The organism is Leifsonia sp. Root112D2, from assembly GCF_001424905.1.
Taxonomy (GTDB): Bacteria; Actinomycetota; Actinomycetes; order Actinomycetales; family Microbacteriaceae; genus Root112D2.
On the sequence record NZ_LMCU01000001.1, the window covers coordinates 464,779 to 479,599 of the forward strand.

At 66.3% G+C, this 14,821-nt stretch carries 17 protein-coding genes and 1 pseudogene; 8 read left to right on the forward strand and 10 right to left on the reverse strand.

Annotated features, from left to right (window positions below; all coding sequences use genetic code 11):
• Positions 1–16: 16 nt before the first annotated feature.
• Together ASC63_RS02070 and ASC63_RS02075 are read right to left on the reverse strand one after the other, a co-directional pair.
• Positions 17–706 carry a LuxR C-terminal-related transcriptional regulator gene (locus ASC63_RS02070; protein WP_055809263.1) on the reverse strand — a complete coding sequence of 230 codons (690 nt, stop codon included), beginning with the start codon at positions 704–706 and terminating at the stop codon, positions 17–19.
• Positions 703–2,013 (reverse strand): ATP-binding protein, encoded by a 1,311-nt coding sequence (locus tag ASC63_RS02075; protein WP_055809266.1) that lies wholly within the window; start codon positions 2,011–2,013, stop codon positions 703–705. The genes ASC63_RS02070 and ASC63_RS02075 overlap by 4 nt, the downstream gene beginning before the upstream one ends.
• Before the next feature lie 104 nt (positions 2,014–2,117).
• On the opposite strand from ASC63_RS02075, the gene ASC63_RS02080 reads away from it, so the two are divergent.
• On the forward strand, positions 2,118–3,746 hold the full coding sequence (locus ASC63_RS02080) for a PspC domain-containing protein (RefSeq protein WP_082487050.1): 1,629 nt from the start codon (positions 2,118–2,120) through the stop codon (positions 3,744–3,746).
• Positions 3,743–4,132 carry a hypothetical protein gene (locus ASC63_RS02085; RefSeq protein ID WP_055809271.1) on the forward strand — a complete coding sequence of 130 codons (390 nt, stop codon included), beginning with the start codon at positions 3,743–3,745 and terminating at the stop codon, positions 4,130–4,132. Before ASC63_RS02080 ends, ASC63_RS02085 begins: the two co-directional genes overlap by 4 nt.
• 96 nt (positions 4,133–4,228) lie before the next feature.
• On the opposite strand, the gene ASC63_RS02090 is transcribed toward ASC63_RS02085, so the two are convergent.
• The 4 genes from ASC63_RS02090 to ASC63_RS02105 all read right to left on the reverse strand — a co-directional run bounded on the left by ASC63_RS02090 (position 4,229) and on the right by ASC63_RS02105 (position 7,241).
• Positions 4,229–5,383: a UDP-N-acetylmuramate dehydrogenase gene (locus tag ASC63_RS02090; protein ID WP_268765130.1), complete on the reverse strand. Its 1,155-nt coding sequence runs from the start codon at positions 5,381–5,383 to the stop codon at positions 4,229–4,231.
• Positions 5,384–5,393: 10 nt separating this feature from the next.
• Entirely contained in the window at positions 5,394–5,819 is a 426-nt protein-coding gene (locus ASC63_RS02095) for a MaoC family dehydratase (protein ID WP_055809276.1), read from the reverse strand.
• Positions 5,816–6,262, reverse strand: a complete 447-nt coding sequence (locus ASC63_RS02100) for an FAS1-like dehydratase domain-containing protein (RefSeq protein WP_055809280.1) — start codon at positions 6,260–6,262, stop codon at positions 5,816–5,818. Before ASC63_RS02100 ends, ASC63_RS02095 begins: the two co-directional genes overlap by 4 nt.
• A 67-nt stretch (positions 6,263–6,329) precedes the next feature.
• Positions 6,330–7,241: an SDR family oxidoreductase gene (locus ASC63_RS02105; protein ID WP_055809284.1), complete on the reverse strand. Its 912-nt coding sequence runs from the start codon at positions 7,239–7,241 to the stop codon at positions 6,330–6,332.
• A gap of 57 nt (positions 7,242–7,298) precedes the next feature.
• Here ASC63_RS02105 and ASC63_RS02110 point away from each other — a divergent pair, with 57 nt between their 5' ends.
• Positions 7,299–7,982 (forward strand): TetR/AcrR family transcriptional regulator, encoded by a 684-nt coding sequence (locus ASC63_RS02110; protein WP_055809287.1) that lies wholly within the window; start codon positions 7,299–7,301, stop codon positions 7,980–7,982.
• A 170-nt stretch (positions 7,983–8,152) separates the two neighbouring features.
• Here ASC63_RS02110 and ASC63_RS02115 read toward each other — a convergent pair whose 3' ends face one another.
• Entirely contained in the window at positions 8,153–8,788 is a 636-nt protein-coding gene (locus ASC63_RS02115) for a TetR/AcrR family transcriptional regulator (protein ID WP_055809291.1), read from the reverse strand.
• A 149-nt stretch (positions 8,789–8,937) separates the two neighbouring features.
• Here ASC63_RS02115 and ASC63_RS02120 point away from each other — a divergent pair, with 149 nt between their 5' ends.
• Positions 8,938–9,957 (forward strand): aldo/keto reductase, encoded by a 1,020-nt coding sequence (locus ASC63_RS02120; RefSeq protein ID WP_055809294.1) that lies wholly within the window; start codon positions 8,938–8,940, stop codon positions 9,955–9,957.
• 206 nt (positions 9,958–10,163) lie between these two features.
• Here the strand turns inward: ASC63_RS02120 and ASC63_RS16765 are convergent.
• Positions 10,164–10,304, reverse strand: a pseudogene (locus ASC63_RS16765) (GNAT family N-acetyltransferase); the annotation flags it as partial.
• Between the two features lie 52 nt (positions 10,305–10,356).
• Between ASC63_RS16765 and ASC63_RS02125 the strand changes: the two are divergent.
• The gene (locus tag ASC63_RS02125; protein ID WP_055809297.1) at positions 10,357–11,367 is read left to right on the forward strand and encodes a hypothetical protein; all 1,011 of its coding nucleotides are present in this window, start codon (positions 10,357–10,359) and stop codon (positions 11,365–11,367) included.
• A 119-nt stretch (positions 11,368–11,486) separates the two neighbouring features.
• Here the strand turns inward: ASC63_RS02125 and ASC63_RS02130 are convergent, their stop codons facing one another.
• On the reverse strand, positions 11,487–12,083 hold the full coding sequence (locus ASC63_RS02130) for a TetR/AcrR family transcriptional regulator (RefSeq protein ID WP_055809300.1): 597 nt from the start codon (positions 12,081–12,083) through the stop codon (positions 11,487–11,489).
• A 204-nt stretch (positions 12,084–12,287) separates the two neighbouring features.
• Between ASC63_RS02130 and ASC63_RS16770 the strand changes: the two genes are divergently transcribed.
• Entirely contained in the window at positions 12,288–13,109 is an 822-nt protein-coding gene (locus tag ASC63_RS16770) for an NAD-dependent epimerase/dehydratase family protein (RefSeq protein ID WP_327063359.1), read from the forward strand.
• A 252-nt stretch (positions 13,110–13,361) separates the two neighbouring features.
• On the opposite strand, the gene ASC63_RS16195 is transcribed toward ASC63_RS16770, so the two are convergent.
• On the reverse strand, positions 13,362–13,682 hold the full coding sequence (locus ASC63_RS16195) for a hypothetical protein (protein ID WP_157487545.1): 321 nt from the start codon (positions 13,680–13,682) through the stop codon (positions 13,362–13,364).
• A 186-nt stretch (positions 13,683–13,868) separates the two neighbouring features.
• Here ASC63_RS16195 and ASC63_RS02140 point away from each other — a divergent pair, with 186 nt between their 5' ends.
• On the forward strand, positions 13,869–14,123 hold the full coding sequence (locus ASC63_RS02140) for a ribbon-helix-helix protein, CopG family (protein ID WP_055809304.1): 255 nt from the start codon (positions 13,869–13,871) through the stop codon (positions 14,121–14,123).
• Positions 14,120–14,389 carry a type II toxin-antitoxin system RelE/ParE family toxin gene (locus ASC63_RS02145; RefSeq protein ID WP_055809307.1) on the forward strand — a complete coding sequence of 90 codons (270 nt, stop codon included), beginning with the start codon at positions 14,120–14,122 and terminating at the stop codon, positions 14,387–14,389. Before ASC63_RS02140 ends, ASC63_RS02145 begins: the two co-directional genes overlap by 4 nt.
• Positions 14,390–14,821 lie beyond the last annotated feature (432 nt).

Sequence of the window (14,821 nt, forward strand, 5' to 3'; positions counted from 1 at the left end):
GTCAACCAGCAGAGAACTAGAGCAGGCGGCGTTCCAGTGCCCAGGCGGTGAGCTCATGGCGGGACGAGAGCTGCAGCTTGCGCAGCACGCTCGAGACGTGTGTCTCCACCGTCTTGACGGAGATGAACAACTCGGATGCCACCTCCTTGTACGCGAATCCGCGCGCAATCAAGCGCATCACCTCGCGCTCGCGTGCCGACAGCCGGTCGAGTTCATCGTTCGCCTCGGCCTGCTCCCCCGCGGCCGCACCGAAGGCATCCAGCACGAATCCGGCCAGGCGGGGTGAAAAAACGGCATCGCCACCCGCAACGGCCACGACGGCGCGGCTCACCTCGGCACCCGAACTGCCCTTCGTGATGTATCCGCGAGCGCCGGCGCGGATGACGCCGACGACATCTTCGGCCGAGTCGGAAACGCTGAGGGCCAGGTACCGGGTCTGCGGCGCGGCCGGAGCACTGCGCCGGATCACCTCGGCCCCGCCGCCGCCCTCGCCTCCCGGCAGGTGCACGTCGAGCAGCACCACCTCGGGGCGGGTCGACGCGATGGTCTCGATCGCGGCATCCACGGTCGCCGCCTCGCCCACGACGATCAGCGCCTCGTCGAGGTCGCTGCGCAAACCCGAGCGGAAGATCGAGTGATCGTCGATGATGACGACACGAATTACCGTGCCTTCGGTCGCGGAGCGCGGGCCTGTCGCATCCGTCATTGCTGCTCACTCTCAGTCGTGCGCCCGATCTGGCGGTCGAGGTGCAGGTGCACCTCGGTGCCGACGCCACCCACGCCGGTGTTGACGCGCGCGGTTCCGCCGGCGCGTCGCATCCGCCCCAGAATCGACTCGCGCACCCCCAGTCTGCCCTGCGGCACGGTGGCCGGGTCGAATCCCGGGCCGCGATCGCGCACGAAAACGTCGACTGCCGCCGCCGTGGTCTCGAGGTAGACGGAGATGTCGCCACCGGCATGTCGCGCCGCGTTCAGCATGGCTTCGCGCGCCGCCGCGGCGACCTCACCGTTGCCACGCTCCACGGGCTCGCCCACGGCCACGACCTCAAGACGGGCCGGGTATTCCAGCTCGAGCACCGCCGCGAAGTCGCGCAATTCGGTGCCGAGATCGCTGTCGAGTGGGGCGGAGCCCGCGTAGAGCCAGTCGCGCAATTCGCGTTCCTGCGCGCGGGCGATGCGGGCCACCTCGCTCGAGGCTCCCGCACGGTTTTGAATGAGGGCGAGCGTCTGCAGCACCGAATCGTGCAGATGCGCGGCGATCTCGGCGCGCTGTTCCTCGCGAACGCGCCCGGTGCGCTCGGCTATCAACTCGGTCCACAGCCGCAGCGCCCACGGACCGAACAGCACCGTCGCGGCCACCAGGAGAGTCACCGTGAAGAGCGGCCACGCAAGCCAGGCATCGACGCTCCTCCATGCGAACGGTTCGAGCACGACCATGCACACGAGCAGAACCCCGGATGCGACGCGAATCCCGCGCGACGCCCGCGCCGCTCCGGCACCGGCGAGCGCACCCGCGATATCGCCGGCCGCGACGCTGACCCGCGCACGGCCTTCGATGAGCTGATCCCACGCCACGCTGCCGGCCGCGCAGGCCAGCATCACGAGCATGAGCGGCAGCAACCCACCTCCCGAAATTCCGAAGACGCCACCGAGCGCGAGTACCACTATCGCCAGCACGGCAGCAACGGAGAAGAGCAACCAGGGAACGTTTACGGCGCGGCGCACGGGGCCCGCGGATGCGGCATCCGCGTTATTCATGCGGCTCGCGCCGCCGAGACCGGTGCCGCCCACGCCATTCTCGCCGTCGAGCGGCACGAGCGCCCACAGCCACAGGTACAGCAGGATGCCTGCACCCGCGCCCAGCGCGAGCCCCACCATGATGAGGCGCACGACGACGACCGAGACGCCCAGATGTCGCGCGAGCCCTGCGCACACTCCGCCGAGCAGGCAGGCGCGCGGGCGCGACAGCGGCGGGCGGGTCGGTCCGCTCCGCGCGGTCGTCGTCTGGCTCACTTCAGCATCCAATCAGAGTTGCGGCGGGCGCGGGCGGCAACTCAGGGTGCGTTCAGGGTAGTCCCCCATAGCGGGCAGGCGGCCGACCACGGGAACATCAAAGCATGGCAGCAAAGAAAAATACGCCCCCGACCGATTCGGAACCCATGGATGCACCGGGCGCGACAGCAGACTCAGCGACAGGGCCGCGAACCGGCGGGCAGCGCTTCTTCAGTTGGATGCGCGGGCTCGGCATCGTGCGCCAGGACGGCTGGATCGGCGGCGTTTCCGGCGGCATCGCCATTCGCCTCGGCATCGACGCGCTCATCGTGCGCGGCATCATCGTGGTGATAGCGGTACTCGGCGGCCCCGTCTTTCTTGTCTACGCGGCCGCATGGCTGCTGCTGCCCGACGCGAACGACGACATCCACCTCGAACGCCTCATTCGCGGCGTATTCGAACCTGCCATCGTGGGCATCGGCGTGCTCGTTCTGCTGGCATTCCTACCGCTTGCGCAGGGCGTGTGGTGGGCCGGCGCGCAATTCTGGGGCGAGCCGTACTGGCCGCAATCCCTTGGACGTGGGCTGTGGAGCGTGCTCGTCATTGGCGTCATCGTCGCTTTTGTCATCTGGGCGTCGAGGCGCTCCAATTCAAACTCTCGAAGTGGTGGTGCGGATGCGCGAACGGCTTCCGCGTATCCCACCACCGCTTCGGGCGCGGACACCGGCGCAAAAGGCCCGGTCCCTGAGCCTGCCGAAGGGCCCGGTGGGTTGCCCTCGCTCGCAGGCTCGCTCGGCGCCGGGGTCGCGGAATCGCTGCGCGATTCTCCAAGCTCCACCGCGCCCGGAGCGCCAACGGCACCAGCCGAGGGCGCATCCGCCGAGGAATTCGAGGCCTGGAAGCAGCGCCAGCAGGAGTGGAAGGAGCAGCACAACGCCTGGCGCGCGCAGCAGGATGCCGATGCACGCGCCATCCGCGAACAGCGCTCCGCCGAGATGCGAGCCCAGGCGCAGGCGCTTGCGGCGCAGGCGGCCGAGACGCGGCGCATCCGACGGCTGGCGAACCCGCGCACCAGCGGGGCGTTCGTGGCCATCACTCTTGGCCTCGCGATTGTGGGCGGCGGCATTGCGGCACTAGTGACCGCGAGCACCCCCGACTGGCGCGGATACGAGGTGACCGTAGGCTTCGCCCTCGCGACATTCGTGGTTGGCCTGGCAATGGTCGTTGCCGGAGCCATGCGTCGCCGTAGCGGGTTCCTTGCGTTCGTCGCGATTCTGCTCGCCATCACCACCGTGCTGACGGCGCTGCCGCCGCGCGACAGGGACTTCACCTTCGTTGCCGGGTACCACGGTTCAGACACCTCTACGCGGGTCTTTCAGCCGGTGGGAAGCTACTCGATCTTTCTGCAGAAGCAGGACCTGAGGCCCGACGGCGAGCCGGTCGTGATAGACGTGCTGCAGTGGGCCGGCAGCGTGAACGTCACCGCGCGCGAGGGAATCACCGTGCGGGTCGAGTCGGTGCGCGATGACGGTGGAGTGGCGCTGTGGGGCTCCACCTGGCTTCCTGATGACACGGTCACCAGTCAGGATGCCGCGGTCACCCATCGGTCGAACGGCGCGAGCGACGCGACCCTCAGCTACGGCACCGCGAAGACGCCGGATGTCATCGTGCGCGTCACGCAGACCGCCGGCTCGGTCGGCGTGCAGTACTACAAGGATGCCGCGGCCAGCGATCAGACAGGAACGAACAAATGAGCGACATGACAACCCCTGAGTTCGAGCGGGACGAGGCCGCGAATGCGACCTCCCCCATCGGCGAGGACTTTGCCGAAACTGAGGTGCTCGCCGCGGAAATACACGACGCCTCCGAAGCGGGGCCTGACAAAACCACGACGACCGCTGCGCGACCCCGGACCCGCTGGGCCGGCATCGTGTGGGGCACGGTCTTTGCCGCGGTGGGCCTGGTGACGATGCTCATCGTCACCTCCCCGGATCGCCGGGCCGGCTTCGGCAGCTGGGCGGCCACGCTCACGCCGGGCGGCTTCGTTGTCATGGGCGTGCTGGCCCTCGGATGCCTCATCCTGGTTCTCGGGCTGCTCGCCGCGGTGCGCCGCCTGCAGCGCCGCCGCGTCGCATCCTGAGCCGGCCTCGCCTCCCCCGCCTTCTCGCTGAGGGGCGAACTTTGGCCCTTGATTTTGCGAAATCAGGGGCCAAAGTTCGCCCCTCACGACAGGAGGTTAGAGGGCGAGGCCCACGAGCACGGGCTCGGGCTGCAGGGTGATGCCGAACTCGGATTGCACCCGCAGCTGCACGAAGGTGGCCAACTGCACAATCTCGACCGCCGTCGCGCCGCCTCGGTTCGTGATGGCCAGGGTGTGCTTGCTCGAGATGGCTGCGCGCGAGCCCGGCAGGGCGAATCCACGATGGATGCCCGCCTGCTCGATCAGCCATGCGGCGCTGAGTTTCACGACATAGTCGCCTCCCAAAGACGGGGCTCTTGCCGGCGTGTTCGCATTGAGCGGCGTCACGATGTCGGGCTCGGGGGGTGTCATGGGCCAGCGCGGGGCACCCCCAGGCAAGGTGCGCGCATAATTCTCGCTGACGATCGGGTTCGTGAAGAAGGAGCCGGCGCTTACCGAATCCAGATCCGTCGCATCCAGCACCATGCCCTTGGATGCGCGCAGCGCCAGCACGCTGCGCCGCAGTTCGGCGAGCGGCACCCGTTCCCCGATGCCGACCGCGAGCGAGTCGGCCAGCTGCGCGTAGCGAACCGGCGCACTCGGCGCGCCGCCGGAGAGCTCACTGTCCGCGGCATCCAGCTCGAGTTCGACGGCGAGCACCACACCGAGCAGGCCTCGCTTGAGAGCTGAGGTGCGGTAGCCGAGCCCGAGCTCATCCGCGAAAATGTGCCGCACCTCGCCACTGTCACGATCGAGAAAATCAATCGCCGAGAGCACCGACGAGAGCTCCTGGCCGTATGCACCGATGTTCTGCACGGGCGCTGCGCCCACGCTGCCGGGGATACCCGAGAGTGCCTCGATTCCCGCCCAGCCGGAGCGCACCGCGAGCGCGACAAGCTCATCCCACGGCTCGCCGGCCTGCACGCGCAGTCGCACCCGGCCTGCGGTGGAGGGCAGCTTTTCAACGCCGCGGGTCGCCACGCGGATCACCGTGCCCTCAAAGACCTCGTCGCTCGCAACGGTGTTCGAGCCACCGCCGAGCAGCAGCCACTCGTCGCCGCTGCGCCACACCGCACGCGCCGTCTGCACGAGCTCGGCTTCGGTGGCCGGCTCGACGAGGCGCTCGGGTACGCCGCCGACGCGCATGGTCGTCAGCGTCGACAGCGCGAGCGGCGCGGCGTCGGCGGGAGGGGTCGCGGAATCGGCGGGCACGGGCATCCGGCTATTTCAGGCTGACGCGCGCCTGCGCCTTGCCCAGCACCGTGTCGCCGTTGAAGCGCACGGTCAGGTCGATGCGTGCGATCTGCGCGTCGGCATCGAGCAGGCCGACCGTCGCCACGACGGCGAGTTCGGCTCCATCAGTGGGGTCGACGACGACGGGCCGGGTGAACCGCACCTGGTAGTCGACGACACGCGCGGGGTCGCCGGCCCAGTCGACGACGGGCTGAACCGCCAGCCCCATGGTGAGCATGCCGTGCGCGAGCACGCCGGGCAGGCCGACGGATTCCGCCACATCGTCGCGATAGTGAATGGGGTTGAAGTCTCCGGATGCCCCGGCGTACCTCACGAGCGAATCGCGCGTCATGCCGAACGCGGCCTCGGCGACCACATCGCCGACGCTCAGACTTTCGAAAGCGGGCGCGCTCATGCGTCTCCCCTCACCACGAGGGTGGATATGGCCGTCACGACGTGGGCGCCGGATGCGTCGGTGATCGCCGACTCGGCCGTCACCATGGCGTTGCCCCCGAGGGTCTTCACACTTGTCACGGTGAGCGTGGCCGTCAGCTCGTCTCCGGCGACGATCGGGCGGGTGTAGCTGAAGCGCTGCTCGCCGTGCACGACGCGCGAGAAGTCGATGCCCGCATCCGCGTCGGCGAGCAACTGAGCGAGCGTCGCCTCCTGCACGACCACCGGGAAGGTCGGGGGCGCCACGACGTCGGCGTGACCGGCCGCGCGCGCGGCATCCGCATCGAGGTTGACGGGGTTGGTGGCGAAGACGGCGCGAGCGAACTCGCGAACCTTCTCGCGCCCGACCAGGTATGGGGCGGTGGGCGGGTAGACCCTGCCCTGAATCTCGGGGTTCACTGTCACTCCCCCAGTCTACGGATGCCTGCTGGAGTCCTCTTCCTCGACTCGATCTGCCCGCGCTCCACGAGCGTCAATACTTTTCCACCCACAACGACGGGCTTCGCATGTTTCCTGCTGGCGGTTGGTGGATCGCTCGGAGGTATGGCTCGAGCCGCCGGTCTCCCGTCGGAGTCCCGACGGCATCGATTCGGAGGGATTCAAGGAAGAAGCGCGTGAGGTTGCTGACGCGGGGAGAGCTTCGATCGGCCGCCCACTGAAGTGGGCGCAGGATCCCGGGTCGGACGCGGAGGATGCGCTGGCGGCGTCCGGCGATTCTGAACGCGAGTTCTTCGAGTTCGCGGTATGTGAGAGTGTCGGGGCCGCCGACGTCCCAGCTTGCCGACGGCTCGGCAAGATGCTCGACGATGAACTCTGCGAGATCGGCGCCATGGATCGGGTTGACCTTCGCGGTGCCATCCCCGAGGGTGAACCCGAACCCCTTCTTCGCCATGAGCAGGAAATCGGTGACGTCGGAGAAGTAACCGGACGGGTTGACGATCTGGCCCGCTACGCGGCTGCGGCGCAGCGCCTCGGCGAACGCGTGCTTGGAGCGCATGGTCAGCGACGTGCCGCTCTCCGAGTGCAGGACATTGACGTAGAGGAAGGATGCGAGCCCGTGGCGCTCTGCGTCCTCCAGTAGACGCAAGTTGCCGAGGAAGTCGATGTCCCATGGGCTCGCATTCTGCCGGGTGACTCCCAGAGCAGAGACGAGGCGGCCGGCGCCCTCGCAGACACCCCGCAGCGTTGTCGAGTCAGAATAGTCCACGACCTTCCACTCGGCAACCCGTCCGCGCAACGACGGCGCGCCGAACGGCCCCGGGGCTTCCGCCCGTTCCTGCGAGCGAACCAACGCAAGCACCCGATAGCCGCGCGCGTCGAGCGCCTCGACGACATGTCGTCCGACATAACCGGTGGCTCCCGCGACAACGATTGTCTCGCTCACACATGCCTCATCATTCCTGTACTGACTGGTACACGAATTGAGTCTACGATCAAGAGCGTGTCTCGTCCAGCCCGCCCACTCGCCACGTCCACGGCCACTCGCCTCGCCGCCGCCGCGGCGGACGCATTCGCTCAGAGCGGGCTCGAGGGGGCGTCGCTGAACGGCATCCTGAGGCGGGCGGAGATGGGCAAAGGCTCCTTCTACCACCATTTTGTCGACAAGGCCGCGCTGCACGACTGGGTCACCGAGCGCCTGTCTGTGGACCTGCTCGCGGAGGTCCGCCCGCCGCGACTGGAGACGCTGACCACAGCCACCTTTCGGCCGGAACTGTCGAAAATGCTCGATCGGCTCGGCCGGATCACCACGACGCGCCCCGATTTGATGGACCTCGGCCGCATGTTCCACAACTCCGCCAACGTCGCCGTCGATCGCACGATCGCACGAGTGCGCCGCACCGTGATCGCCTGGGTGACGGATGCTCTCGGAATCGGGCAGGCGCTCGGCGTCGTGCGCCGGGATCTACCCCTCGACCTGCTGACCGCCTGGACCATCGCCTCGCTCACCACGATCGACCAATGGACGCTGACCACAACAACTCCCCTCACGGAGCGCCGCACCGCAGCAGAAACGACACTCGAGAGCCTCTGGCAAATTCTCACCACCACCGGTCCCACGGACGAGAACTCACCCCTGGAAACAGAAAAACATGTCCGACACGATCTGCCGGCAAAGGGACGATAACCGGACGGGGTTATGCCCGATCGCGGGAGAAGCTCGAGACCACTTTTCGACGGAAGAGGGCGCCCGCAAGGGAACGGCGAGAGTATTCGGTGAACGCCGATGGGCGGGCGGCCGCGTCGCATCCATCGCGCGTCGCTGTGTTTGTGCAAGCCAGGGCGCTCGTGCTGCGGTTAACCGCGCGGCGCGTGAGGATCTGCGGCTGTGTCTGGGTGCGGGCGCAGTCCTGCGATGAGGAGTTCGACCATGCGACGTGCGTTGTAGCGGCGATCTGCGCCCGCGCCGATACAGAGATTGCCGACTCCACGCATTAGCTCGTAGGCACCGATGCGTGGCAGAATCTGGCCGGCCGTTGCGGCGGCCTCGAGCAGCCCAGAGCATACCGGGACAAGCCGGTCGAGAAAGTAGGAGTGGAGGTTCTGGAAGGCGGCATCGTCGGAGCGTAGCGCCTCGGCGAGACCTTGCTTGGTGACCAGAAAATCTACGAAGAGATCGATCCACTGCGCCAGGGCTCCGTGCGGTGTGTCGCTCGTGGCCAGGAGCACCGGCCCCGCTTCGGCGCAAGCCTCAACTTGGTGCCGGTACACGGCGACGATCAGATCGGCGCGCGTCGGGAAGTGGCGATAGATCGTTCCAATTCCAACACCAGCCCGCGCCGCGATATCTCGCACGGGCGCATCGACTCCGGATGCGAGGAATGCCGCCCCGGCAGCCTCAAGGAGCGTCTCCTCATTGCGCCGGGCGTCGGCGCGCTTGCGCGGTGGCGGCGGCAGTGGCGGTGATTCAGACTCGCCTTCGTTGCTGACCATAACGCCGAAACCTCCGTGACGTGTCAAACGGATCAAGGTTCCGTATAGTGATTAGCGGAACAAGGATCCACTTGTCATTGTGTCAGACGATGCCGACCGATGCCAGGCTTCACGTCGTGATACAACCCACTTTCAGGTCAGGAACACGCATGCAATACCGCACTCTAGGCCGCACCGGTGTGCAGGTCAGCTCTCTCGCGCTCGGCGCAATGAACTTCGGCAAGCTCGGAGGCACCAGCCAGAACGAGGTCACCGCCCTCGTCGACGCCGCCCTCGACGGGGGGATCAACCTCATTAATACCGCTGACGTATACAGCCAGGGCCAGTCGGAGGAGATGGTCGGCCAGGCTATCGCCGGTCGACGCGACGACATCGTGCTCGCCACGACCGCTGGCCTGCCGATGAGCGACAAGCCGGGCTATCAGGGCAGCTCGCGACGCTGGCTGGTCACCGAGCTGGACAACAGTCTTCGCCGCCTCGGCGTCGACCACATCGATCTCTACCAGATTCACCGGTGGGACCCAACGAGCAGTGACGAGGAAACCCTGTCGGCGCTGACCGATCTGCAGCGTGCGGGAAAGATCCGCTACTTCGGCACCTCGACCTTTCCCGCTTACCGCCTCGTCGAAGCCCAGTGGGCCGCCCGCGAGCACCACCTGGGCCGTTACGTCACCGAACAACCAAGCTATTCAATCCTGCAACGCGGAATCGAGACCCACGTTCTTCCCGTGGCCGAGCAGTATGGGCTCGGCGTGCTGGTGTGGAGTCCGCTGGCCTCGGGCTGGCTGTCGGGCGCGATCCGTGAGGGCCAGGCGATCACCACCAACCGCTCCGCGTTCATGCCGCAACGCTTCGACACATCGATCCCATCCAACCGGGCCAGAATGGACGCCATCGAACAGCTCGCCACGGTCGCCAATGACGCCGGTCTGACGATGATCCAGCTAGCGCTCGGCTTCGTCACCGCACACCCTGCCGTCACCAGCGCCCTCATCGGCCCGCGCACCATTGATCACCTGCACAGTCAATTGGCCGCAGCCGACACCGTACTCAGCGCCGAGGTTCTCGACGCGATCGATGCAATCGTCGCGCCCGGCGTCGACTTGGCATCACAAGAGAAGAACGATACGCCGCCAGCGCTGCTCAACCCGTCAGCGCGACGCCGCTGAGAAGTGTATTGCTGGTGCGAGCCGCACAGAATCCGGATCCATCCGGAGAGCGACCGGCCGCCGCCGTGGGCCACGGTCTTCATCGCGCGCTCGGAACCGGCCCGCTCGAAAAGTGCGGTGGTGCCGACGTAGCCGGAGGTGATGTCGACCCGGACTTCGCCGGTGGCTCCCGACATCTCGATCGGATATCCCTCGACAACGCGCGCGCCGTGCTCGCGAGCGTGGTGAACGGCGCCGTTGAGCAGAGTGTGCATGAGGCCCTGCCCACGGTAGCGAGGCCTGCGATAGGTGGAGCGCGGGGCGATGGAGCACCAGCCGGCCGGAGCACCGTCCACGTATGCGAGCACTCCCGGGCAGGCGCTCGCACTCGGCCTTCATGTACGAGCGTAGAATTTTCGCGTGGAGGTAACGACGCTCGAGGTTGGTGATCGGGTGCGCGTGCGAGCGGGCATCGCGATCATGGTCTCGCTTGGCGTGGCGATCGTGTTCACCCTGCTGACATGGTGGACGAAGGAAGTTGCTGCTTTTGATCTGCGGCAGCCATGGCAGGACGATCCTTTCGACGTGCTGGTCTCCCTCGACTTTGCGATCATTCCCGTCCTGGTAGTGGCGGGGGCGATTCGGACGCTGCTGTGCCGGCGGGACAGGCCGCTGCCGACACGTCGAGTCGCCGATCTGCTTCGACTTAGCCTTGCAGTTCTTCTTGTGCTCGCGGCAACGCAGGCCGGAGAGTGGATCGCCACCGCGCTCGGGCTTCATCGGCTTCAGTGGAATATGGAGACGGGCTGGCAGCTCGCGGCTTTGGCAGCGCTGTCGGCGGCGACCGTTGCGGCCGGAGTGCTTGTCGTCGCGGCGGGCCGGGCTGTGCGGACTCGGGCGCAGATGGGTGATCAGCCAGATTGGCTGGCGGACGCGGTGGAACTGGGCTTGAGGTGCGCGCGGTTCCTGCGATGGCATCCGCGGTCGGCGCATGCAGTCATGCGGTGGGGCGACAAGGCGTTGCTTTCGCGGGTTCGTACGCATCCCGTCGTTGCGGCTGGAGCGCTCTCGTGTGTGCTGGCGATTCCATTCGTCGTCTCGAAGGTCTTTCTTGAGGGCTATCCGCCCTTGCTCGCGCTGCTGGCTTTCGCACTTCCGGCGGCGGGGCTTTTCGCTTTCATTGTGGTGGCCGGCCGTTTCCTGCGCATTGTCCCCCCTCGCGCCGGTCTCAAATCGCTATGGCCGCCTGTTCTTGTTGTGGGCTGTGCCACTGGGCCCGCTCTTTTCGCTTTCCATGACAGTTTGCTCAGCCATCCCAGCCCGCTTGCTGTGGATGGCTTGCTTTTCGGCGGCGGGGTCGCGGGCGCCCTGATCGGCCTCTCATTGCAACTGGGCCTTCGCCATCTTCGGCATCGTGCTCTCGACAGTTGATCCACCGCAGTGCCGACGACGCCCGCTGCATGAACGTTCACCGGACAGTTGGTGATGTCAGCAGGGGATCCGCTTTCGATACAGCGTGGGTGATCGGCGGCGTGCCATCGGTTCGCCCGTTATGCCGGAAAGTCCGGGGGGCCCTGGCCGAGTTGAAGCGCACGTTCCTGGAGCCGGGCGAGTGCTGCTGCACCGTATTGCGAAAACGGTTCGTCGGTGGCTGATTCGATCCATCTGCGGAGCGCGAGGCTGAACGCGAGAATCAGCATCTCTGCTCCGAGGCGAGCGGTCAGATCTTCGACGCCGCGTTCGAGAAGGGATCCGACGACCGAGTTCGCGATCCCTGCCGTTTTCAGAAGACCGCGTTCGCGCACTTCGACGCTCGCCTCGGCAATCCGGTGCCGTTGCGCGGCTCTGCGGCGCTGCTCGGCCGTCATCACGGCGTCCGCCGCCTTCAATGCACCCGCCAGACACGCGGACACGTCGGCGTCGTCGGGAGCCTGACGAATCGCGTCGGCGAAGAGCCCGCTGAGGACCTCCTCGCCTCCGAACAGGATCTCGCGTTTGTCGGCGAAGTGGCGGAAGAACGTGGCGCGATTCAAGTTCGCGCGCTCGGCGATCTGGGCCACAGTCGTGGCCTCGTACCCGTTCTCGGAGAACAGCTCGAGCGCTGCATCCTGCAATCGTTCGCGCGCATCCGGTGCCCATCTGCCCATATTCACACCCTAGACGACGCGACCGGATCGCATCATCGGTTGACGCGACTGCGTTGCATCATTTATTATTGATGCAACGCAGTCGCATCAGATGAGATATCGAAGCCGCGCTGCGGACCGTGAACAAGAACAAGGAGTCTCATTATTCGCATCTTCGTCACCGGCGCGTCTGGCTGGATCGGATCATCCGTCGTCCCGGAACTCATCGCCGCAGGCCATCACGTCGTCGGGCTCGCTCGTTCGGATGCGTCCGCGACCGCGATCGAGCACTCCGGCGCCGAGGTCCGCCGGGGCGGTCTTGCCGACCTCGAGGTCCTGCGCTCTGCTGCGGGCGAAAGCGACGGCGTCATCCACCTCGCCTACGATCACGCCCTGGGCCAGATCGGGGGCGCCCCAGCCGACGCCGCCGCCATCGACGCGTTCACAAGCGCACTCAGCGGCACCGGGAAGCCGCTGCTGATCACGGGAGCGACCCTTTCGGCACCTGGACGCGTTGCGACCGAAGAGGATGAACTTGTGGCCGAGGGCCCGATCGCCGCTCGCATCACGAACATGCAGACGGCCCTGACCGCTGTCGACCGAGACGTCCGCGTCAGCCTGGTGATGATCCCCCGCTCCGTCCACGGCAGCGGCGAACGGCACGGCTTCATACCGCAGCTCATCGCCAGGGCGCGCGCCGAGGGCGTCTCCGGATACGCCGGCGACGGGACCAACCGTTGGCCCGCCGTGCACGTCAAGGACGCCGCGACCCTCTACCGTCTGGCCGTAGAGCACGCCCCCGCCGGCTCCGTCCTCAACGCCGTCGGCGACGAAGGCGTCGCGGTCAAAGACATCGCCGAAGCTATCGGGCGACACCTGAACGTGCCCGCGAAATCCCGCCCCGCCGAAGAATTCGGCATGCCCCTCTCCGCGCTTCTCGGCTCCGACATGCCCGCGTCCAGCGCGATCACCCGACAACTACTCGGTTGGACACCCACCCACCCCGGCCTCCTCGACGACATCGATCAAGGACACTACTTCGACTGAACAGACCACAGAATTGTGAATCCAGGACAGACACCGGTAACCCAGACGACCAACGACATCTACGTCGCTACCTCCACTCGGAGCTCTCTGCAACCGACCTGGAAACGTGGCCAATGCGATCGAGGGACGAGACGACATCCAGCTCAAACCCGCCGGCGACGACATGATCCGCGCTTTCGTGTTTGAAACTGCGAATCCACAACTGAGCGGTCCCATCACAACCGACTCCGCCGAGCGGTGGATCACGCACCCTCATTCGTAGCCGAGAAGCTGCACTCTGAGTTCATACTCTGGGCCGAGCTCCTGGCTGAGTCGTTGGGCCAACACGTGACCGGCCGCTATCCAGACGCGACGATTTTGATCACTATCCCAACCCGGCTCCGTTGGACCAGGCGGATCCGGTTGCAGGTGAGCATCCCAGAAGTCCCACCATGCTCGAAGATCATCGGTCAACTCACGTGACAACGACAGGTCTGTCGGCGTCAGCAATAGCTCGTCCTCAAGAGCAGTGCCCCACAATGGCCACCGATGACCCCAGTCCGGAAAGAAACGGATCTCGCGGCTTGCTACCATCCCGCGATAATACGACCACCCGAAAGGCCGTCGCGTTTGACGAACGGCTTGCGGGAGTGCTTGAGAGCGCCCGGTAGCAGGTCCGCTTGCGGGCAGCAGTGCGCAGTTTTGGTGTAGTCGCATCCCCGTTCCTGGCCCGCAAATGGTATGATTTTGTCATACCAAAGTTGTCGGCTGGGAGACGAAATGGCTGCACGCAAGGTGGCAGTCACACTGCCAGAAGAACTTTTTGAGATCGTCGAGCGAGCACGCGCGGTCGAGCACCGTACCCGCTCAGAAGTGGTGCAGGAAGCGCTACGGACCCATTTCGGCGAGGCCGTCTACGTACCCAGCGACGAGGAGCGACGCCTTCTCGTCGCCGCGCTCGACGAGGTTGGGAATGCTCCCGAGAAGATCCGCGACTGGGACCAGGTGCGTGCCGAGCTGCGGGCTGGCCGGTGACAGTCCGGCTCACCGGACTTGCGGTGAGCGACCTGAGCGAGATCTGCGGCTACTACCGGGCCATGGACGACGACATCGAACATCGGTTCCTCGACCAGTTCGACCTCGTCGTGGAACGGCTCCTCAGCTTCCCCAGGGGCGCACCGCCAGTTGACGGATTCCCCGACGTCAGGCGCGCGCGAATGCGCCCGCTCCCGTTCGGCATTTTCTATCGCCTCGACGGCGACGAGATCCTAATCCTTCGGGTGCTTGCACACCCGCCGTGACGCGTCCGACCTCGAATGATGAGGTCGAGAAAGGCGACTCACCCGCGACCTGTCCTCCTCCCGAAAGCGCATGCAGGCCGACCGGCTTGCGGACGTCCCGTGACGTCACCGATCGTCGATTCGGGAATCGTTTGTCGGGACGAAGAAGCGTCCGATCGGCTTTTCAAAGAGGCGGGAGATGCGGAACGCCAGCGGAAGTGAAGGATCGCGCTTTCCGGTTTCGAGGCGACGTCCGTCTGACGAGACACGTCCAGGTGTTCGACGAGCACCGCCTATGTCCACCCGCGCGCTGCGAGTTCTGAACGGATCAGGTTCTCCATCAGACCTATGCGGGGCGGAAGTGCACGTCAAGGGGGCTCGTGATTTCGCCTGACCGCCGCTGGTGCCTGCTGGAGGAACCTCCGACCGCGCACTCAGCCTTCGGCGTCGGTC

Excerpts from the sequence above, each read along its gene's own strand:
- ASC63_RS02115 (WP_055809291.1), bottom strand. The coding sequence starts at position 8,788 with ATGGTCAGCAACGAAGGCGAGTCTGAATCACCGCCACTGCCGCCGCCA.
- ASC63_RS02130 (WP_055809300.1), bottom strand. The coding sequence starts at position 12,083 with ATGGGCAGATGGGCACCGGATGCGCGCGAACGATTGCAGGATGCAGCG.
- ASC63_RS02120 (WP_055809294.1), top strand. The coding sequence starts at position 8,938 with ATGCAATACCGCACTCTAGGCCGCACCGGTGTGCAGGTCAGCTCTCTC.
- ASC63_RS02140 (WP_055809304.1), top strand. The coding sequence starts at position 13,869 with ATGGCTGCACGCAAGGTGGCAGTCACACTGCCAGAAGAACTTTTTGAG.
- ASC63_RS16195 (WP_157487545.1), bottom strand. The coding sequence starts at position 13,682 with ATGGTAGCAAGCCGCGAGATCCGTTTCTTTCCGGACTGGGGTCATCGG.
- ASC63_RS02085 (WP_055809271.1), top strand. The coding sequence starts at position 3,743 with ATGAGCGACATGACAACCCCTGAGTTCGAGCGGGACGAGGCCGCGAAT.
- ASC63_RS02095 (WP_055809276.1), bottom strand. The coding sequence starts at position 5,819 with ATGAGCGCGCCCGCTTTCGAAAGTCTGAGCGTCGGCGATGTGGTCGCC.
- ASC63_RS02080 (WP_082487050.1), top strand. The coding sequence starts at position 2,118 with ATGGCAGCAAAGAAAAATACGCCCCCGACCGATTCGGAACCCATGGAT.
- ASC63_RS02070 (WP_055809263.1), bottom strand. The coding sequence starts at position 706 with ATGACGGATGCGACAGGCCCGCGCTCCGCGACCGAAGGCACGGTAATT.